This is a genomic window from Streptomyces sp. NPDC046909 (assembly GCF_040644695.1).
Lineage (GTDB): Bacteria > Actinomycetota > Actinomycetes > Streptomycetales > Streptomycetaceae > Streptomyces.
The window spans coordinates 47,548-68,371 of sequence record NZ_JBEYXC010000021.1 but is presented as its reverse complement, the minus strand read 5'-3'; the positions used below and the strand labels follow the sequence as shown (position 1 = coordinate 68,371).

Sequence of the window (20,824 nt, the reverse complement as noted above, 5' to 3'; positions counted from 1 at the left end):
CCCCCGGGGAGTCGATCAACGGCTTTGACGGCGGCGACCGTGCGGAGCCCGGTGTCGGAGGGTGGTCGGGATTCGGTGGGGAATGAGTCGCGGTGATCGGGGTACGCGCGTTTTTGTCCGGAAGCAGGGAGGAGACGGCGTGCATCTCCATGACCGGCCGCCTCCCCGGACCACCGGTGTGACACCCCGGCTCGTGGTGTCCCGGCTGTCCGGGCGCAGCGGGCTGCGTGCCGCGGGTGAGGTGGAACTCGGTACGCAGGTCATCTGGGAGGGCGCGCTGGAGCAGGCCGTACGTGCGCGTGCGGAGGTCTACCGGCTGGAGCTGTCCGCCGTGACCTTCGTCGACGTCGCCGGCGTCGGCGCGCTGGCGGCCGCCGCGCAACGGCTGGAGGAGGGCCGTTTGATCGAGCTGCACTGCCCGCCGCCCGCGCTGAGCCGGGTACTGGAGATGTTCTGGCCGGGGCTGTCGGGGATCGAGGTGTCGCTGTCATGACCGCCGCCGCGTTCGCGCTGGAGGGGGCTGCGGTCCTGATCGCCCCCGTGTCCGGGATCGAGGTGTCGCCGTCGTGACCGCTGCCGTGTCCGCGTCCGTGTCCGGTGAGCGGGATCCCCTGCCGTTTCTGCACCCCGCGCTGTTCTACCGGGACGCCGAGGACTATCTGGCCGGACTGCTGCCCTTCGTCCAGGAGGGCCTCGCGGTGGGGGATCCGGTCGCCGTGGCCGTGCCCGGGGAGAATCTGCGGCTGATCCGGGACGCGCTCGGGGACACCGCCGATGCCGTGCGGCTCCTGGACATGCGGGAGGCCGGCCGCAACCCCGGCCGGATCATCCCCGGCGTCCTGCGCGCCTTCGCCGACGCCCAGCCGGCCGGGTGCCGGGTGCGGATCGTGGGGGAGCCGATCTGGGCGGGCCGGTCGGTCGTGGAGTACCCCGCCTGCGTACAGCACGAGGCGTTGATCAACGCGGCGTTCGAGGGGCGGACCGCGACGATCCTGTGCCCGTACGACGTACGCCGCCTCGACGACCAGGTCCTCGCCGACGCGTACGCCACCCACCCCACGGTCATCCCGTCCGGCACCGGCCGGGAACGGCACAGCGGGGGATACGCCCCCGAGGCGGTGGTGGCCCGCTACAACGAACCGCTGCCGCCCGCGCCGGACGTGCGGCCGCTCGCCTTCGACGCCGACGCGCTGTCCGAGGTGCGGCACCTGGCGACGGCGGAGGGCGTACGGCTGGGGCTGAGCGGCCTGGCGCTGGAGAACCTGACACTGGTGACCGCCGAGCTGACCACCAACAGCGTGGTGCACGGGGGCGGGGCGGGGACCCTGCGGGTGTGGGGCGAGAGCGGCCATGTGGTGTGCGAGGTCCGGGACAAGGGATGGCTCACCGACCCGCTGGCGGGGCGCCGGCCCGCCGCCGGGGACCAGCGCGGCGGCCGGGGCCTGCTGCTGGTCAACCTGGTCGCCGACCTCGTCCGCATCCACACCGGTGCGACGGGCATGACGGTCCGCTGCTGGTTCGCCCGCTGACCTCTCCAGGCTCCAGGCTCCGGACATGGGCGCGGGCGCGTAGCGTGAGGTCATGCGGGTGCTGGTCGTCGAGGACGAGGAGCGGTACGCCGCCGGGCTCAGGGACGGTCTTGAGGCCGAGGGCTTCGCCGTCGATGTCGCGCCCGACGGTGTGGACGGCCTGTGGCTGGCCCGCGAGAACTCCTACGACGCGATCGTCCTCGACATCATGCTGCCCCGCCTCAACGGCTACCGGGTCTGCCGGACACTGCGCGGCGAGGGTGACTGGACGCCGATCCTCATGCTCACCGCCAAGGAGGGCGAGTGGGACGAGGTCGAGGGCCTCGACACCGGCGCCGACGACTATCTGACCAAGCCGGTCTCCTACGCCGTACTGCTGGCGCGGCTACGGGCGTTGCTGCGGCGCGGCGGACAGGCCCGGCCGGCCGTCCTCACCGCCGGTGACCTGCGGCTGGACCCCGCGCTCCGGACGGTCACCCGGGCCGGACGGGACATCGAGGTCACCGCGCGGGAGCTGGCCGTACTGGAGTTCCTGCTGCGGCGGGCCGGGGAGGCGGTGTCCAAGCGGACCATCCTCGACCATGTGTGGGGCGGCGACTTCGAGGGCGACCCGAACATCGTCGAGGTGTACGTACGGCGGCTGCGGAACAAGGTCGACCGGCCGTTCGGGAGGGAATCGCTGCGGACCGTACGGGGGTACGGGTACCGGCTGGTGCGTGATGACGGGTGAGCGGCAGGAGCGGCGGCTGCGGGCGGTGCGCGTACGGGCCACGCTCGTCGCCGTGGTCGCCGTCGCGGTCGCGCTGATCGCGGGCGGCACCGCCCTGGTGCTCGGGCTGCGGACCGAGCTCGGCAACGACGTACGGGACGCCGCCCGCACCCGGGCCCAGGAGATCGCCCGGGTGATCGAGGCGGGCCGCGGGGTGCCCGCGCCGCGCGTGGCCGACCCCGACGAGGAGTTCCTTCAGATCGTGGCCGCCGATGGCACGGTCGTCGCCGCCAGCACCAACGTCGAGGGCCGCCCCGCCTTCGCCCGCCTCCACCCCGGCGGCACCGCGACCGTGGACACCCCGCTCGACGAGGACCCGTTCCTGGTGGTCGCGGTGGGCGCGCGGGACGGCGACCGGGAACTCGTCGTCCTGGATGGCCGAACCCCCGCCGGAGTCGCCGAGGCCACCACCACCGTCACCCACCTCCTCCTCATCGGCGTGCCCGTCCTGCTCCTCCTCGCCGCTGCCGCGACCTGGACCGCCGTCGGCCGCGCCCTGCGCCGCGTGGCCCGCGCCGAGGCCGCCCAGCGCCGCTTCGTCTCCGACGCCTCGCACGAACTCCGTTCCCCCGTCGCCACCGTCCGCCAGCACGCCGAGGTCGCCCTCGCCCACCCCGGCCGGTCGGACACGGCCACCCTCGCGGAAACGGTCCGCGAGGAGGCCGTACGAATGCAGCGCCTCGTCGACGACCTCCTGCTGCTCGCCCGCGCGGACGAACACGCGCCGGGCGCGGTACGGGGCTCAAGGGCGCGGCCCGTGGACCTCGACGACCTGGTCCTGGAGGAGGTACGGAGGCTCCGTGCGTCGACACGGGCGCGTATCGACGCCACGGAGGTCGGGGCGGCCCGGGTGAACGGCGACGAGGACGCCCTGCGGCGCCTGGTCCGCAACCTCGGCGAGAACGCCGCACGGTATGCCCACGCGCGCGTGGCGTTCGAGCTGGGCGAGGGTGGGGTTGGAGGTGGGGGTGGGGTCGGGGGCGTGGGTGGGAACGGCCGGGTGCGGCTGGTCGTGGCGGACGACGGGCCCGGCGTACCGGCCGCCGACCGGAAACGGATCTTCGACCGCTTCGTACGGCTCGACGAGTCTCGGGCCCGGGGTGCGGGCGGGGCGGGTCTGGGCCTGGCGATCGTCGCGGAGGTGGCGGCGGCCCACGGAGGGACGGTGACGGTGGACGGCGACCCGGCGCTGGGCGGGGCGCGGTTCGTGGTGACGCTGCCGTCGGGGGAGCGGAACTGAATGCTCCGTCAGCTGTGTTCAGGGTCTGTTCAGCGGTCGAGGCGCAGGCTGAGTGCATGAAATCGGGGGTGCATGAAATCGGGGGTGCATGAAATCGGGGGTGCATGAAGTCGGGGGGCACATGGCCAGGGAGGCCGTCATGAGGCACCGGAATCTGCTCGCCCTCGGAGCCGCCGTACTGCTGGCCGGGGCCTGCGCCGGGAACGACGGGAACACGGGGAACAAGACGGACGGCGGCTGCGTGCACGTCGTCGACGAGAACACCGGCCGTACGGCGGCGTCCTGCCTGCCGACCGCGCCGGCCGGCGCCCGCGTCGACCTGGCCGCACCGGCCTTCACCCACCCGACCCCCGTCACCAACCCCCTCCACCCCAGCAGCCGGGTCGCCCAGACGATCTACGGCGGCCAGGTCGACGACAAACCCTTCCGCACCGAGGTCACCCGCCTGCCCGACCCCAAGACCATCACCTGGGACGGCCGCACCATCCCCGCCCTCGCCGCCCAGTACGCCGCCTACTCCGACGGCCGTATCGAGGAGGTCGCCGTCGACTGGTTCGCCCAGGCCGACGACGGCTCCGTCTGGTACCTCGGCGAGGACGTCTTCAACTACGCGGACGGCGTCGTCGCCGACACGGAGGGCACCTGGCAGGCGGGCCGCGACGGCGCACCGGGCGCCATGATCATGCCCGCGCATCCGGCGAAGGGGGATGTGTACCGGCCCGAGAATCTGCCGGGGGTGGTGTTCGAGGAGGTCCGTGTGAAGGCGACCGGCCAGACCGTGGAGGGGCCGTACGGGAAGGTCGCCGGAGCCATCACGGTCCACGAACTGCACATGGACGGCTCGACCGAGGACAAGGTGTTCGCGCCGGGGTACGGGGAGTTCTCCACCGGGTCCGTGGACGGCGACCTGGAGGCGGTCTCGCTGGCGGTGCCGACGGATGCCGAACAGGGCGCGCCACCCACGGAGTTGGCGGCGCTGGACCGGGCCGTCGGTACCGTGCGCGACGGGACCGTCACCCGGGAGGACGTGGCCTCGGTACGCGGCGCCTGGACGGCCTACCGCGCCGCCGACGACGTACCGGCGCTCCTGGTGCGGCAGATGGACCGAGACCTCGACGCCCTGGAGAAGGCGCCGGCGGACCGGGCGGCCGCGCTGCGGGTCGAGCAGAATCTGACGGATCTGCATCTGCGGTACGAGCCGGTGGCGGCCGTCGACCAGGAGCGACTCGGCGTGTGGGCACGGCAGTTGGGGATCGACGCGCGCGCCGGTGACACCGGGGCGGTGGCGGGCGATGTCACCTCCCTGGAGTTGGTGCGGCAGCGGACCGGGGGCGAAGACGCCGCCCTGGACGCCGAGTTGAAGCGGGCGAGGGAAGCCGCCGACCGCAAGGACACCCAGGAGGCGGGGCGGGTGGCAGGGCGGTTGGTGGGGGAGGTGGGCTGAGGCGCGGTGCGGTCAGATCGCCAGTTGATCCAGGTATCGGGAGACACGGCCCTTGCGGCGCACCCGGGTGAGCTGCGCCTCGCTGCCGAGCATGGCGAGCACGTCGAGCGCCTCTTCCCGCAACCGGGCCCCCTCCTCCTCGCGGCCCAGGGCGGTCAGGGTGAGGGAGAGGTTGGCCAGGGCCTCCAGGTATTCGGGGTGCATCGGGCCGAGCACCTCCCGCAGGCCCTGCGTCGCCCTGCGCTCCAGGGCCTCGGCCTCGTCCAGGCGGTCCAGATCGACGAGGGCGTTGGCGTGGTTGACGGCGCAGAAGAGGGTGTGGGGGTGCCGTTCGCCCAGGGATTCCAGCAGCTGCGTCCGTACCTGAGCGAAAACAGGTTCCGCTTGTACGGCTTCGCCGCGAACCCGCAGCAGGACACCGACGTTGTGCCGTGCGACGTAGGTGTGCGGATGGTGTTCGCCCACCGCCCGCTCGTACTTGGCCAGCGTCTGCTTGCCGACTTCGAGGGCCCGCTCCCGTTGCTTCGTGGTGGACAGAACGGCCATCAGGCTCAGTTCGCAGGCGAGGGAGTCCGGCGTAGGGGACTCGTACAGCGTCTGATAGCGCGCCACCGTCGCCTCCGTCAGCCGGAGAGCTTCCTCGCGATCGCCCCGCCTGCGCAGTGAGGCGGCCAGCGACCTGCCGCACCGCAGCGTGCCGGGAAAGTCCTCGCCGAGCGCCCGGCCGTACGTGTCGTACGTGCGGCGCAGCAGGTCCACCGACTCCTCGTACCGTCCGACCTCGCGCAGATCGTGGCCGAGGGCCTCGGCGGACGCCAGGGTGGCGGGGTGCTCGGGACCCAGCACCTCGGTACGCCGGCTCAGTGTCTCCTCGTCGAGGGCGCGGGCTTCCTCGTGACGGCCCAACGTGCGCAGGGCCAGGGCGAGTTCGGAGGCGGCGTCGAGGGTGCGCGGATGGAACGCGAAGAAGATGTCGGTGAGCCCCTCGTGTGCGGCGCGGGCCAGGTCGAGGGCGGTCTCGTACGAGCCAAGCGCCGTCAGGTCCCGGGCCAGCCCGGACATGGTCATATAGGTGTGCGGATGCGTCTCCCCGAGCGCCTCGCGCTGGCTCGCCAGCAGTTCCTCGTCGATGCGGCGCGCCTCGGTGAACTGTCCCTGGGCGCGCAGTACGTCGGCCAGCCGGCCGCGCAGATAGAGGTACTGCGGGTTGTCCTCGCCGAGCAGCGGTCCCCAGTGCTCCAGCAGGTCCTCCGCGAGCTGCCGGGCCCGGGGCAAGTCCCCGCGCTTCTCCAGGTACCGGACGCGGTCGATCAGGAGACGGCGGGCTTCGGGCGTCTCCGCGTCGCGGACTCCGGCGGCCTTCAGATGAGGCCAGATGATCTCGAAGCGCGGCCAGTTCCGCGGGTCGTCGACCGGCTCGTCCTCGTCCGGCCGGACAGCCGCGAGCACCGTGTGCACGGTGCGCCGGGCCTCCTGCTGCCGCTCTTCGTCCAGCTGGGCCCGGATGGCCTCCTGGAGCAGGCGGTGGAGCTGGACGCTGTTGATCGACGGGTCGATCAGGGCGAGCGAGAGCCGGCCGATATCGCGGAGCAGCCTGCCCATCAGCAGTGGTTCGACGAGGGACGGGTCGTAGGGCTTGAGCGCCTCGAACATCTCCGGGGAGTACACCAGTTGCACGGAGATCGGCTCGGGGGAGAAGAAGGCGCACAGCTCCAGCAGTCGTGCCGCCGCGGGCGAACTCTCCCGCAGCGAGGCGAGGGAGAGGTTCCAGGCGGCCGTGACCGCACCGAGGCCCGCGTCCTCGGTGATATGCGCCGTGAGTTCCTCCAGGTAGTCGTCGACCGGGGTGCCGGTCGCCGCGAGCCACGCCGCCGCGTGTTCCAGGGCCAGCGGCAGGTCGCCCACCGCCGTCGCCACCTTGTCGGCGTCCTCGGCGTTGAGTCCGGGGACGCGGTGCCGGAGCAGCTCCACGCTGTCCTCGCGCGGGAGGACACCGACGGGCAGGGACAGCGCGTGCTGGGACCAGTCCCGATTGCGGGCGGTGACGAGGATGTGCCCACCGCCGGACGGGAAGTGATCGCTGACCCCGGCGGGCGTGTCGGCGCCGTCGAAGACCAGCAGCCAGCGTCCGGCATCGCGGTTCTCGTGGGCCAGGCACCGTACGGTCTCCCGGGCGGCGCGCGCCATGTCCTCGCCCCCGGGAAGGCCCAGCTTGTCACCGAGTTCGGCCAGTGCGGCGGTGATGGTGTCGGGGCGTTGGGCGGGGATCCACCACACCACGTCGTAGTCGGCCATGAAGCGATACACGTATTCGAGCGCGAGCTGGGTCTTGCCGACTCCGCCGAATCCGTGCAGTGCCTGCACCGCTGTCCCGGAAACGCCTGAGCCGCCGGAGAGTTCGCCGCGGAGCGCCGTCAGCAGCTCGTCGCGTCCGGTGAACGACGAGTTGCGCGGGGGAACGTTAGACAGCCGGGGTGTGCTGCCGGGGAAGCGCACGCCCACCGGGGGCTGGTACCCCGGTAGCCGGAGAATCCCGAACGCGCGCAGCAGCGCGGCGGTGCACTGGGTCTCGGTCAGCCGGTGCAGGTCCACGGGGGCGTCATCGCCGTACGACGACAGCCGCACCTCGTCCACGCGCAGGGCCAGGACGGGACCGTGCGAGGCGGGATCCAGGGCGAGCGTGCTCCGGAAGGCGTCCGTGTAGCGGGAGTTGTGGGCGGCGCGGGACAGCAGTACCGCGGTGTGGGTGGTCTCCTCCGGGCGGCTGACGGGCCCCGTGGACACGTCGTGCCGGCTGACCCGGCAGCCCGCGGCGACCAGGGTGATTTCCACCCACTCCGCCCACATGAGGCTCTCCGGCGCGTACACCACGGCGACGTGGTGCTGCGGGACCGGCCGGGGGCGGAGGAAGCGGTCCTTGCCGCGCAGCCGGATCTGCTTCGGCAGCGGCGGCATCGAGGTGGTCTCGCCGTCGGTGATGGCGGTGGTGAGCCGTTCGTACGAGGCGAGCAGTGAGTTGCTGACGCCGCTCGTGTCGCCGAAGGTGGCCAGCATCTCCTCGTACGCGTAGTAGGGGTGGTAGGCGATCTCGACGTTGTACCAGTAGACGGTCTGTTCCTGTGGACTGAGCCGACTGCCGTCGGGAGCCGTGGGCAGCCCTTCGAACTGCTGCCGGGCCAATTCACGCCCGAACTCGATCCGTTCCATCTCCACGAGGTCGATGCGCATGGGCACGGGGAGGATCCGGATCCTGCGGCTGTCCTCGCGGTTCTGGTTGAACGCCGTGATGGAGCGCGCCACCGACGCCGCGCCTTCGATGGACTGACTGTTGAGCGTGAAGCAGTTCACGAGGACGTCGGGCAGGTGCACGGTGCAGATGTCGGCCGTGTCGGTCAGGCCGGGACGGCTGTCGATGAGGACGTAGTCGTACGACGCCTTCATGTCCTCGCGCAGCGCGTCGAGGAACAGGCCGCCGCCGAGGCGTTCGTAGAAGTTGTCCCAGTTGAGGGCTGCCACCGTGGCGCTGTACTCGCGGTTCTGGCGGCCGGCCGACAGCAGGTCGAGCGAGCCGCCCTCGGGGAAGCGCATTCCGATGGTGCCGACATCCAGAGGAAGGGCGTGCGGCAGGACGCTGGCGTAGGTGCGATGCCAGTCGGCGGACCTCACGACGTCCTTGTCGCCGGTCGTCGCCGCCCAGGCATAGTCGGTGACCATGTCGAGGACACCCGTGCGCGTCCCGACCGCGCTCGGCTCCAGGAACGGATGGAAGTACCGGTGCAGCCCCGGCGCCTCCAGGTCCCAGTCCACCGCCAGCACCCGCTTCCCGTTCGCCGCGAGGATCCAGGCGACGTTGGCCAGGGCCATCGTGCGACCCGTACCGCCTTTGTACGAGTAGAAGGTGATGATGCGTCCGTCCGGCGGGGCCGTCATGTCGCTACTCCGTGTTCGGTGCCGTCGGCGGGGGACGACGGGTAGATGGGGCCTTCGAGCCGGGGCCTGCCGATGGTGGTGCGTCCGGCGGGCGGATGGGGTGTCGCCTGTTTGAGGAACTGCTGGGTGGCATGGGCCACGACGGCCGGGATGACGTCGTTGAAGGCCTTCAGCGTGGGCACTCCGTGGAGCGGCAGATAGGAGTCGAGCCGGCGGCCGCGTTCCAGGATGGACGGCAGGGTGCGTTCCAGTAAGGCCTCCAGCTCGCGGCCCTCGGGGCTGTCGCACTGCGGGTCGCCGCGGTCCCAGGGGATGACGGCGGTGACCCAGGAGTGGGCGTACGCGTCGTAGGCCGCCAGCCGTCGGCGGTACTCCTCGTCGGCGAGGACCCAGCGGTCGATCAGCAGGATGCTCGGGGGCGGCCGGCCGGAACCGAAGGCGGCCGTGCCGGGGTGCTCGTCCTCGTCTGCGGCGGGGCCGGTCCGCTCGTCCTCGAAGGCGGAGACGGTGATGCGGTAGTCCATGGACCGGATCAGGTCCTCGGCCAGCTGGGAGAGCGGACGCATCGACTCCGCGTGGTACGGGTTCCAGTCGTGCGGCTCGTCGCCGTACGGGCGCCCGTCGCGGTGGGCCGGGATGCTCTCGATGGTGGGCGCGGCCACGGTGAGGTGGATCCGGCGCGGGGCCTCGCCGCGCGGTTTGAAGGCGCTGCGGGTGCGATCGTAGGCGCGGGGCCGGCCGGGCGGCAGATCGGTCTGCTCGGCGACGTCGACGATGCGCTGTGCGAGAGCGAAGACAGTCTCGTCGTACTCGTCGCGCAGCCGCTTGACCCTGAGCAGGCCGTACACCCCGTTGGACTCGTAATGCCCCTCGGTGGAGCTGAGATCGATATGGATGCGCTTGGCCGAGTCGGGGAGCCGGTCGAGGTTCATGCGGGTGCCCAGGGCGGGCACGATGGCCGGGACCGCGTCGGACCCGGCGTTGCGGGCGTGGAGGATGCGCTCGTTGAACGCGTACCACTCCCGGCCGCAGTGCTCGCTGGTGAAGTAGCGGGTCGAGTACAGCGGGACGAAGACCCGGCAGGTCGCGAGGTTCCTGCTCAGTGCCTCTGGCCAGCCCTCCCCGGTGCGTATCTCCTGGTCCATGAAGCCCACCGGAGCGCCGTCCGGCAGATCCGTGAGCGTCATGACGTCGTTGCACAGGTCGGCGAAGAGCTGGCGCACCCAGGCGTTGCGGTCACCGGCCTCAGACCCCGAGGCCGGTGTGTGGGCATAACTCAGGAAGAAGTAGGGCCGGTTGTCCGGTGCCGGTGTGTCCAACTGCGCCTCTGCCCTCCCGCGAGCCCGCCGTCCCCCACGGCGTCACGTGGCCGGGAGCAACAATGTGCCCGACTCCCCGCCGACAATCAACGGCCGCCGGAGCGTGGCGGGTTGGAGATCACAGCGGCGCCTGCCAGGTCACCGTCGTTCCCGTGCCCCCGTCATCCGCGCCGCCGTCGTCGTACACCGTCAGCCGTACCCCCTCCCGCCCGTCCGGCAGGGTCGCCGTCGCGTCCACCGTGACCTCGATGCGGGAGACGCCGGGGCGGCGGGAGGCGGTGGCGAGGGCGCGGCGGAGGGCGGTGAGGAGGTGGGCGGCGGTCGGGTCGGGGATGCGGCTCTCGACGGTGCCGGTGAACTGCGTGGAAGGGGCGAAGCCCAGGACCGCCGCCGCGCCCGCCGTTTCCCTGAGTACCTTGCCGCGGAACGTGGTCGGGGCGTCCGCCGGGGGCTGTTGCAGGGCGAAGATCGTGGTGCGGACTTCCTGGATCGTGGACTGGAGTTCGTCCACCGCCCGTCCCAGGGTCTCCTCGACGTCGGCCGTGCGGCAGCGGCGCTGGGTCGACTCCAGCATCATCCCCGTCGCGAACAGGCGTTGGACGACGAGGTCGTGCAGGTCGCGGGCGATGCGGTCGCGGTCCTCGAAGACGGCGAGGAGTTCGCGGCTGTGCTGGGCGTCGGCCAGGACCAGGGCGAGGGCGGCCTGGGAGGCGAACTGGACCGCGAGGAGGCGTTCGACCTGCGTGTACGGGCGGTCGCCGCGGCGGCGGGGGAGGGCGAGGGTGCCGATGAGGCGGCCGCCGGCCTGGAGGGGGAGCATCATGCTCGGGCCGAAGCGATGGCGCACATGGGTCGTCATGCGGGGGTCCGTCGCCGAGTCGTCCACGAACACCGGCTCGCCGCCCAGGAGTTGGGTCAGGACCGGGCTGCCGGGGGCGATCGTCGTGCCGACGATGTCGCCGGGGTCCTCGTACGTCGACGCGGTCACGATCTCCATGCCGCCCTCCTCCGTGGGCTGGAGGATGACTCCCGCGGAGGCGTCGGCGAGGATACGGGCGCGTTCGGCGACCGTGGTCAGCGCGTCGGCCGCCGACTCGTCGCTCAGCAGGGCCGTCGTCACGGCCGCCGCGCCCTCGATCCACCGTTCGCGCTGCCGGGCCGCCTCGTACAGACGGGCGTTGCCGATGGCGATACCGGCCTGGGCGGCGAGGACGTGCAGGAGCTGCTCGTCCTCCGGCGTGAACGCCGCCCCGCTCTCCTTGCCTGCCAGGTGCAGGGTGCCGAAGTCCTCGTCCTGGACGCGGATCGGCACGGTGAGGGAGTCGGCCGCGGGCGGGGCGGTGCTCAGGGTGCGGATCTCGATGAGTCCGTCCTGCCCCGGGTCGGCCGTGCCGAGCGCGGCGTACCGGGCGCCGGTGAGTTCGGCGGCGGCGTCCACGATGTGCTGGAGGGTGGTGCGCAGTTCGAGGTCGGTGCCGACGCTGAGGACGGCCTCCAGGAGGGGCGGGAGGCGGGGGAGCGGGTCTGCCACGTCTGCCACGATGTCGTGCCCTGCCTGGTCCGTCATGCCCTGATCGGTCCGTCGTGCCGTGCTCGGTTCGTCGTGCCGTGCTCGGTTCGTCGTACCGTGCTCAGTTCGTCGTACCCTGCTCAGTCCGTCAGCGGGTCCAGTGCCAGCGGCTCGATCCGGCCCTCCAGCATCATGCCGAGGCCCTCCACCGCGCACACCTCGGGGCGCTCGGCGATGTGCACCGGCATGCCCGTCGCGTGCCGCAGCATCTGGTCGAAGCCGGGGAGCAGGGCGCTGCCGCCGACCATCATGATCCCGCGGTCGGCGAGGTCGGCCACCAGGTCCGGCGGGCAGTCCCGCAGTACCTTGCCGATGCCGTCGAGGACGGCGGTGAGCGGGGTCTGGATCGCGTCGCGGACCGCCGCGGTGTCGACCTGGACCGAGCGGGCGAGGCCGGTGGCGACATCGCGGCCGTGGATCTCGGTGGAGGCGGGGCCCGAGGCGGTGAGGCCGTTGCCGGACAGGGCGAGCTGGAGCGGTCGTACGGACTGGCTCGGCAGCATCAGTTCGTGCTGGTGGCGCAGGTGCTGCACGATCGCGTGGTCGACCGCCTCGCCGCCGACCGGGATGCGTACGGCGTTCACGATCGAGCCCAGCGACAGTACGGCGACCTGCGTGGCCGCCGCCCCGCAGACCAGGACCATCGTCGCCTCGGGCTGCTCCACGGGCAGTCCGCAGCCGACGGCGGCGGCGATGAGGGTGTCGACGAGTTCCACGCGCCGGGCGCCGAGCCCGACCAGGGTCTCGATGCAGGCGCGCTGCGCGAGGGGGTCCGCGTCGTGCGGGGTGCAGGCGGCGGCGCGCAGGATCGGCTTGCGGCGCAGCGAGCGGCGGATCTTGTCGCCGAGGAGGTGCCGCAGCATGCGCTGGGCCATCTCGATGTCGACGACCGTGCCGCCGGAGACGGGGCGGACGACACGGATGTAGTCGGGGGTGCGGCCCGTCATCTTCTCCGCGAACTCGCCCACCGCGATCAGCGCGCCGGTCCGGGTGTTGACGGCGGCGACGGACGGCTGGTCCACGACGAGCCCGGCGCCCTTCACGTACACCCGCGTCCTCGCCGCCCCCAGGTCGACGGCGAAGTGGCAGCGGCGCAGCTGCTCCAGACTGGCGGTGGCGGTCATGGGCAGGTCCTCCCGAGAGCACAGACCGTGGCCGCGCCGGGCGGCGGGCCTCACTCGCATCGTGCGAGGGGCGGGGGTGGGGCGCCTTTTGTAGGGGGCCGGGTGGGGCGCGGCTGAATGGGCGTTTTTGCGGCTTATGCCCCATGTATGGCTGAGATAAAGATTCTGACGACGGGTCACAGGGAGCGGGCCGCGTCCAGGAGGGGCTCCAGCGAGGTGATCACCTGCTCGCAGCCGGCCTTGCGCAGGCGCCGGCCGCTGGCGGGGATGTCGGCGAAGCCGATGCAGCGCAGGCCGATACGGGTGGCGGCGGTGTACTCCGCGACGGACGAGGTGATGAGGAGCCCGGTGGGGGCGGGGCGGCCGGGGTACGGGAGGGCGCGCAGAAGGCAGTCCGGGTTCGGCATCAGCAGGGTGAGGTCGTCGCTGCGGCCGTGGACGCTGGTCGGGGGGACGCTGTGATGGGCCAGACAGCGCTGGGCGGCCTGTTCGCAGGCGTCCGTCACGACCTCGACGCGGTGTCCCGAGGCGGTCAGGGCGCGGATGAGCGCGTGCGCGTCCGGGGTGGGGTGCGTGTGCGGGACGGCACGCAGTTCGAGGTCGTCCAGGCGACGGCGCAGGGCCGGTCCGACGCCGCTGTTGGCGAAGGCGCGGAGCACCTCCAGGGGGTGCACCAACTCGTCCCGGGCTGCGGCGTCGAGCGAGCGGCCCGCCAGCGCCTCGTCCGGGTCGCGTTCCTCGACGGCCAGGGTGAGGAGCTCCAGGGCGGCGGCGCGGGCGGTCTTCGTCGTGAACAGCCGGGTGAGGGGACCGTCGAAGCCGATGAGCACGGCTTCCGTCTTGCGGAGGAGGAAAGCGAGAGGGGAGGTGGACGGGGGACGGACCTGCGCGACGGGCGCCGGCTCCCCCTCCGCGGTCAGCCCCACCGAGCACGTCACCGAAAGGCCCGACACCGGCCATCTGCGCAGCCCCGCACGGAGGGCCTGCTGGGCGGCGCCGCCCCGGCCCAAGGGGTAGCGGCGGGTGAGACGGGGCGCCTCCTTCAGGAGGTGACCGAGCAGGACCTCGGAGACGTTCTCGGTCTCGCTGCGCAGGAAGGCGACCGGGTCGTCGACGTGCCAGGACAGTTCGACCGAGGCCGCGAAGGATCCGCCGCCGGCGCTCGGCAGGGTGACCAGGTGGACCGCCTGGTGGATGGTGAGGTCGACCTCGTAGTACGTCATCGGCCGCGGCGGGCGCTTGCCCCACGGGTGCGCCGGGTTGAGCAGCATCATCGGGCCGTCGGACGGGACGAGCACGACGGCCGTACGGCCCGGGTCGGGGGAGTCGAGCCGGAGGACGTCCCAGGTGCTGAACGGGCCGCGCACCAGGTCGCGGATCTCGCCGTGGGCAGGCGTGGGCTCCGGCGGCGACAGGCGTATCGGGCAGTACCAGGCGACCGGCGAGGCCTGCCCCGCCGCCCACAGCGGCCGGAACCGTCCCGCGTCCCCCGCCGAGCTGCCCTCGAACTCGTCGTACAGCGTGGGCGAGACCAGTACGGTGACCTCCGCCCGCGACTCGTCGAGGATCCCCTGCACCTGCGGCGGCACGACGGGCCGGCCGGCGCCCGCGAACCACGGGCTGTGCCAGAACGTCACCCGCACCTGCGGCGGGTCGTCCAGCGTGGCCAGGTGCTCGGGCAGTCCGCGCAGTACGGCGACCAGGACGGGCAGGACGTATGCGTCCGGCTCGGTGAGGACGACGTAGCCGTTGTCGCGGGCCAGGATCTCGTACTGGTGGGAGGGGAGGTCGCCGCGGGCCATGAGGCGGGTCACCGTCTCACCGAGAGGGTGCTCGGGGTCGTCTCCTTGAGGCAGCTCGAAGACGATCGTGGGGCGGGGGTGCTCGGCGGCCTCGCGCAGCTCGCGGTGGAGCTCCTGGAGGACGGGGTCCAGGGGGTCCAGCGGGTCGGTGTACTGCCGCTGCCGCTGCTCCTGGTAGGCCTCGTACGCCTCCAGGGCTTCGGCGATCCGGCCCTGGTTCTTGAGGGCGAGGATGTGGAGGCGGCGGAAGTCCTCGCGGTCCGGGTGTTCTTGGACTAGGGGGGCGAGGTCGGCGGCCGCCTGGGCGAAGTCGCCGAGTTCCAGGTCGAGTTCGGCGCGGGTGGCGCAGAGGGTGAGGCGGAGGGTGCGGAGGCGGGTGCGGGTGGCTTGGGCGGCGGGGCCGGGGATGCCGTCCAGAGGGTTGCCGTACCAGAGGTCCAACGCCTGCTGGATTTTCGTCCGTTGGGCTCGCGGTGGCTGGTCGGCGGAGCGTTCGGTGAGGAGTTGCTCGCACTGGATGACGTCGATGACGGCGTCCAGCGAGTGCAGGGCGTAGCCGTCGGGCAGTTCGGCCAAGGTGGTGGGGCCCAGGAAATTCCGCAGCTCACCGGCGAGTGAGCGCTGAGCCTCCGGCGGATCGGAGGGTGGTTGTTCCCAGATGCCCTGGGTCAGATCGGCTGTGCTCGCGCGGTGGTCCGTCTTCAGGAGCAGCATGCACAGCATGGCTTGCGTCTGTGGGGACGGGAGAGAGTAGGTGCGGTTGCCGTTACCGACGCGCAGCGGGCCGAGCATGCTGATGCGCAACCGCTCGGTCACCCGGATGCCTCTTCTCGCCAGACCCTCCAGCAGCACACGGAACGCGTGCAGGTCCGTCCTTGAGCTGTGCCGTCGGACCCACGGTGTGCCCAGGGCGAACCGGGTGATCACGGCCGTACCGTCGGGTCGTAGCAGCACACCGTCCCAGTGGCTGTCACCACGCGTCAGGCGGCGCTTGTGCAGGGCGTCAAGACCCTCCTCCACACCCTGCCCGATCTGGGCGTACACCCGGTCGGACACTCCGGGCACGTGGCCCTGCACCAACTCGGCCACGGTGACCCCGTCCAGGAGCTCCGTCACGAGGTAGGGCCGAGCGTCCTCCACTCCGTAGTCCGCCACCGGCACCACGTTCGGATGCCGCAGCTCGGCCAGAGCTGCCGCCTGCGTCAGGAAGAGATCCGTGTCCGACGTCTGCTCCGCGTACTCATGGACGACTACCCGTTGTCCGGTCCGTACGTCCACGGCCTCCCACATCCGCGACCCCAGCACCCCCACCGGCCGGTACCGCCCCTTGAACAGCCCCTCCGCGCCGAGCCGCCGTACCGTCTCCTCCGTCACCGTCGCGAACGCCGCCCCCTCGCCGCCCGCCTCCACCCGGAACTCCCCGGCCGCGGCCGCCGCCCGCTCGTCGATCGAACCCCCCACCCGCGCGAGGAACTCTCGTGTCCGCCCCCGAGCGGTACGCGGCAGGGTCCGTTGCAGCAGATCCCGTACGCCGGGCCGGAAGTCGTACGACCCCGGCGGGCCCGGTACGGCCGTGAGCATGCCGCTGAGGATGACCTCGGCGAGGTGCTGGGGACGGGGGTCGGTGTCGAGGGCCCGTTGGACCAGGCGCATGACCGGGAGGGTGGGCACGGAGAGGGAGAGGTGGCCGGCGAGGCGGAAGGCCTCCGGGGACGCCGTCGCGCGGAAGTGGAGGACGAGGTCGCGCGGGGGGAGCGCCGCGATGTCCGGGGCGGCGGGCTCGGTCGGTCGCGGGGGCGTCCGCTCCAGCCGTGCCGCCGCCCCCGGCACACGGGCCCCGCCCGGCGCGGCGATCAGCGCGGACCAGTTGGCCAGCCACGCCGGACCCGCCTCCAGGACCGGCACGGTGAGCGCGGCGGAGGATGACAGGGGTGACAGGGAGCGCGGGGGCTGGTCGGCGTCGTACGGGGTGAAGGTGAGGGTCGCGTTCGGGGCCGCGGCCATCGGCGCCGTCAGCAGGCCCGGTTCCGCGGGCAGCGCCGTCGTCGGCCACAGGTGCTCGGGCAGGGGCTGTACGACGGCCAGCGGCATCCGGCGTGCCCAGCGGCGCAGCGTCCCGTACCAGCGGTCGCCCGCCGGGCCCGGTCGCCACTGCGGGCCCATGCAGTCGCTGACCACGAGGGTGACCGTACGGCCGTCGGCGGGCGCGGGGACCTGGTGGGCGCGGCCGTCGGGGGTGGCGCGGTGCAGGGTGACCGTGCGGAAGACGCCCGACTGGGCGAGTGCGGTGTGCAGTTCGCGGACGAGCGGGCGCCAGATGGGCATCGTGGGGCCCGCGTCGTAGACCAGGTTCAGGCGGAGCCAGCGGTCCGGTGCGGGGCGCAGGACCGGCAGCCAGACGTCGGGGCGGGCGCCGAGGCGGGCGATGCGGTCTGCTGTCGCCCGCTCGTCGAGGATGCGGGCGCGGGGGGACGGTACGGGGCGCTTCAGGGGGCGCAGAGCGCGTTGCAGGGCGAGCGGGTGGGGGAGCATCGGCGGTGCGGGGGCGAGGAGTTGAGGGGTGCCGGGGGGTGTCGGAGGCTCGGGCGGCGGGACGTGGAGGGGGACGCGGCCGTCGGGGGCGGGCGGTGGGGGCTGGGCGGGGAGTGGTTGTGGGGCGGGCGTGAGGGGAGGGGGTGACGGGGGTGGTGGCGATGGCGTACCGGTGGGAGTGGCAGCAGCCGTAGGGCTGTCGCCCGAGCTGCTCTCCCTCGCCTTTGCGTGCAACTGCCTCGCGAACCAAAGCAGTTCGGCCAGTTCACGCGGGACCGGGCCATGGGTCTCCGCAGCGCCCGCCGCCGCCGTCAGGACGGCCGTGAGCCGTGCGATCGCGTCCTCGTCCTCAGAAGCCATCGCCGTCCGCCGTCGCGCTGAGATACGGCATCAGCTGCTCGGCCAGCTTGTCGCGGGACTCGGCGTCCAGGCCCGCCACGCCCGTGAGGTAGATGGCGTTGAGGAGTTGGTCGGTGGCGAGTTCGCCGGTGTTCGCGCGGTCGAGGAAGTCGCCGATGAGGGACTGGGCCTCGGTGTCCGGTGCGCCGAGGTGGGCGCGGACGATGTCGGTGAGCTGGTCGCGGCCGGGGCGGCGGAGCTTGAGGCGGACGCAGCGGCGCAGGAAGGCGGGCGGGAACTCGCGTTCGCCGTTGCTGGTCAGGACGACGAAGGGGAAGGCGCGGCAGCGGACCCGGCCTCGTCGCACGCCGACCGGGGTGTCGGTGCCGTCCGCGAGGACCTGGGCGGTGCCGTCGGTGGAGTGGCGGGCCGCGCGGACCAGTTCGGGGATCTCGAACTGGCCCTCTTCCAGGACGTTCAGCAGGTCGTTGGGGAGGTCGAGGTCGCTCTTGTCGAGTTCGTCGACCAGGAGGGCGCGCGGGCGGTCGTAGGGGAGGAGCGCGGTGCCCAGGGGGCCGAGGCGGAGGTGGTCCTCGACGCCGCCGTGCTTGCGTTCTCCGCCGGGGCGGGCCGCGTACAGACGGGAGAGCGGGTCGTACTGGTAGAGGCCGTCGGCGAGGGTGCTGCGGCTGGTGATGTTCCAGCGCAGCACCGGGCCGAGGCACAGCTCGCGCGCCACCGCGTACGCGAGGGAGGACTTGCCGGTGCCGGGCGGCCCCGTGACCAGCAGCGGGCGGCGCAGACAGAGCGCGGCGTTGACCAGCTGGACGCTCTCGGGGGTGGCGACGTAGGTGCGGGCGCGGTGCACGCGGTCCGGTGAGACGGCCGCGTCGTCGTCGCTCTCGCCGGGCGGCGGCAGCGCGGGCCCGCCGTCGAACGCCCGCCACGGGGGCGGCGCGGGCAACTCGGTGATGCCGTCGTGCGGTTCGCTGTTGCCGGTGTAGACGGACCAGTGCGGCATGGTGCGGGTCTCCGATCGGCGGACGGGCTCAGGCGACAGGGAACCTGGGTGCAGGAGGCGGGAGTTGGGGGCGTACGACGTCCAGGTGCGGCGGGGTCCGCGCGCCTCCCCCGGCCACCGTCCCGGGCTCGGCCTCAGCTCCAACTCCCCTCCCCGCCACCGGTGATCGCATATGCGTCCCCTCCTCGTGCGGGTCCGTGAAGCAGCGTGGGTCGTCCCAGAGGAGCTGGATGTCCGTCGCCCAGTGGCCGTCCTGGGCGGCGGCCCGGCGGCGCAGGGCGAGGACGCTGCGCGGGAGGTCGGCGGGGCGTACCCGGGCGACATGGGCGTCGAGCTTGTCGAGGAACGCGCTGCCGGGGCAGGTGTCCGCGCAGTCGGACTCCGCCGCGCAGCCACGGCGGGACCACACGACCACCGGGGCCGGGGCGATGACTGAGGTCCGGAAGTGTTCCCGGGTGCGGTCGGTGCCGGGGGCGGCGGCGAAACCCGCGAGGCAGGGCTCCGACTCCGTGAGCGCCAGCCGGAGTTCGCTCGGCTTGCCCGGGCAGCCGCACAGCACCCGGTGCACCCGGGCGCCGGGGCCGCTGTCGAGGCGCTGCCAGGCGCGGGTCAGGGCGTGCCGGGTGCGGGCCTTGCGGCGGGCGTGGTCGGTGACGACGACGGGGACGGCGAGACCGAGCGGGGTGTCGTCGTCGGGGTCGCTCTCCCAGCGGTCGACCGGCCAGTCGAGCCAGTCGCGGGGCAGCGCGAACGCGATCAACTCGTCGGCGCCGGGCGGGACATGGCGGAACGCGGCGTCGATACGGTCCTGGACGTACGCCCGCAGCCGGGTGTGCGGCACGGTGTCGCAGCCGACCGGATGGCGGCGCCCGCCGCTGTACGCCGACACCTCCACGCGCACCAGGTCCTCGCCCGCGCCGCTGTGCCCCAGCTCGATCAGGATGGGCGCCCAGGCGGGTGCCGTACGGCGGGGTGCGGGGCGCGGGTCGAGGAGGGCGTTGAGGAGGGCGGCGAGCCGCTCGGTGAACCGGGCCACGATCGCCGGATCGTCGAGCTCGCTCTGCACGAACCAGGCCGCCGACCACAGCGAGTCGAAGCCCTCGGGCGGGGGCGGCGGGGCGATCTCGCCGGCGGTGGCGTCGTTGTAGAGGCGTACGGGATCGCAGTCCAGGCCCACGCGGATCGCCCGCTCGACCAGGGCGCGCAGCCGGCGGCGGGCGGCGAGGGCGCTGCTGCCGGGCGCCGGGACCAGGCCCTCCAGACCCGACCAGTGGCGGCGCATCACATCGGTCGGCATCATCCGGCCCGACAGGACCCCCTTGGCCCCGGCCGCCGCCGTGACCATGCCGACGACCTCACCCGTCTCGACCAGCACGACCGCCGCGCCGCTGAAACCGGCGACCAGCGGCTGCCCGTGCCCGCTCCAGGCCTCCAGCTGGATCCACTCACCGCTGACGTAGACCGGGCCCGTGGTGCGGTACTCGGCGAGCTGGCCCTCGTCGTAGCCCGCCGGGAAGCCGTACGCGACGAGCTTGCGGTCGCCGTGCGCGCCGGCGGCCGGGGCCAGCGCGGCCGGGGCGATGCCGATGTCCTCGGTCAGCTCCAGTACGGCCAGATCGCCCGGGTCGGTGGGGCCGCCCGCCCAGTCGCCGTGCGCGACGACCCGGGCCGGTACGGCCGGTGCCCCCGGGCGCTGCGGGAAGGACACGGTGAGCGGGCCTCGGTCGAGCGCCACATGGGCGCAGGTCAGCACGGTGCCGGGGGCCACCAGGAAGCCCGCGCCGGCCACCTCGCCCGCGCACTCGACGCGGGCGTGCCACTCGGCGCCGGTCATGACGTGGCCGGGGTCCAGGTCAGCTTGACGACGAGATGGCCCTCGGCGGTGCCCTTCGCGATGATCGCGCCCGCCTCGGCGGACAGCTTCACCCCGAACTCGATCTCGACGCCGTCCGGTTGGAGCGTGCCGTCGCGGAACACCCTGAGCGCCGCCTCGGCCGCCGAGCGCACCCCGTCGAGGGCGTGCTCGAAGGTGCGGGCCGCCTGGACGGTGCCGTCGCGGGTGACGAGGCGGGAGCCTCTCACCTCGTCGGCGGCCTCGACCGCGATCACCGCGCCGTCATCGGTCTTGAACTCGACCAAGCCTTCCATGACGCCCCCGTCGTCCACCCCGTCGCCCGCTGGATCCGAGCCCGTTCATTGTTCCGG

General features: G+C 72.9%; 13 protein-coding genes. 5 read left to right on the top strand and 8 right to left on the bottom strand.

The window, feature by feature from the left end:
- Window positions 1-139 precede the first annotated feature (139 nt).
- The 5 genes from ABZ928_RS45465 (at window position 140) to ABZ928_RS45445 (ending at window position 4,982) form a co-directional block, all read left to right on the top strand.
- A complete protein-coding gene (locus ABZ928_RS45465) occupies window positions 140-493 on the top strand; it encodes an STAS domain-containing protein (RefSeq protein WP_361533226.1) in 354 nt (117 codons plus the stop codon).
- An 85-nt stretch (window positions 494-578) separates the two neighbouring features.
- Window positions 579-1,529 carry an anti-sigma factor RsbA family regulatory protein gene (locus ABZ928_RS45460; protein WP_361533498.1) on the top strand — a complete coding sequence of 317 codons (951 nt, stop codon included), beginning with the start codon at window positions 579-581 and terminating at the stop codon, window positions 1,527-1,529.
- A gap of 52 nt (window positions 1,530-1,581) precedes the next feature.
- Window positions 1,582-2,259 carry a response regulator transcription factor gene (locus tag ABZ928_RS45455; RefSeq protein WP_361533223.1) on the top strand — a complete coding sequence of 226 codons (678 nt, stop codon included), beginning with the start codon at window positions 1,582-1,584 and terminating at the stop codon, window positions 2,257-2,259.
- Complete coding sequence (locus ABZ928_RS45450; RefSeq protein WP_361533220.1) at window positions 2,249-3,538, top strand: HAMP domain-containing sensor histidine kinase; 1,290 nt, start codon at window positions 2,249-2,251, stop codon at window positions 3,536-3,538. The genes ABZ928_RS45455 and ABZ928_RS45450 overlap by 11 nt, the downstream gene beginning before the upstream one ends.
- A gap of 139 nt (window positions 3,539-3,677) precedes the next feature.
- Window positions 3,678-4,982: a hypothetical protein gene (locus ABZ928_RS45445; protein WP_361533217.1), complete on the top strand. Its 1,305-nt coding sequence runs from the start codon at window positions 3,678-3,680 to the stop codon at window positions 4,980-4,982.
- Window positions 4,983-4,994: 12 nt separating this feature from the next.
- Here the strand turns inward: ABZ928_RS45445 and fxsT are convergent, their stop codons facing one another.
- From fxsT to ABZ928_RS45405, 8 genes are all read right to left on the bottom strand, one after another.
- Window positions 4,995-8,912: an FxSxx-COOH system tetratricopeptide repeat protein gene (gene fxsT / locus ABZ928_RS45440; protein WP_361533214.1), complete on the bottom strand. Its 3,918-nt coding sequence runs from the start codon at window positions 8,910-8,912 to the stop codon at window positions 4,995-4,997.
- Window positions 8,909-10,231, bottom strand: coding sequence for a TIR-like protein FxsC (locus ABZ928_RS45435; protein ID WP_361533211.1), 1,323 nt, complete (start codon window positions 10,229-10,231; stop codon window positions 8,909-8,911). Before ABZ928_RS45435 ends, fxsT begins: the two co-directional genes overlap by 4 nt.
- 118 nt (window positions 10,232-10,349) lie before the next feature.
- Window positions 10,350-11,798: a GAF domain-containing protein gene (locus ABZ928_RS45430; protein ID WP_361533208.1), complete on the bottom strand. Its 1,449-nt coding sequence runs from the start codon at window positions 11,796-11,798 to the stop codon at window positions 10,350-10,352.
- 83 nt (window positions 11,799-11,881) lie between these two features.
- Window positions 11,882-12,925 carry a rod shape-determining protein gene (locus ABZ928_RS45425; RefSeq protein WP_361533205.1) on the bottom strand — a complete coding sequence of 348 codons (1,044 nt, stop codon included), beginning with the start codon at window positions 12,923-12,925 and terminating at the stop codon, window positions 11,882-11,884.
- Between the two features lie 176 nt (window positions 12,926-13,101).
- Window positions 13,102-17,619 carry an SAV_2336 N-terminal domain-related protein gene (locus ABZ928_RS45420; RefSeq protein WP_361533202.1) on the bottom strand — a complete coding sequence of 1,506 codons (4,518 nt, stop codon included), beginning with the start codon at window positions 17,617-17,619 and terminating at the stop codon, window positions 13,102-13,104.
- Window positions 17,609-18,619 carry a MoxR family ATPase gene (locus ABZ928_RS45415; RefSeq protein WP_361533199.1) on the bottom strand — a complete coding sequence of 337 codons (1,011 nt, stop codon included), beginning with the start codon at window positions 18,617-18,619 and terminating at the stop codon, window positions 17,609-17,611. Before ABZ928_RS45415 ends, ABZ928_RS45420 begins: the two co-directional genes overlap by 11 nt.
- Before the next feature lie 28 nt (window positions 18,620-18,647).
- A complete protein-coding gene (locus ABZ928_RS45410; RefSeq protein WP_361533196.1) occupies window positions 18,648-20,453 on the bottom strand; it encodes a trypsin-like peptidase domain-containing protein in 1,806 nt (601 codons plus the stop codon).
- Complete coding sequence (locus ABZ928_RS45405; protein WP_361533193.1) at window positions 20,450-20,767, bottom strand: CU044_2847 family protein; 318 nt, start codon at window positions 20,765-20,767, stop codon at window positions 20,450-20,452. The genes ABZ928_RS45410 and ABZ928_RS45405 overlap by 4 nt, the downstream gene beginning before the upstream one ends.
- Window positions 20,768-20,824 lie beyond the last annotated feature (57 nt).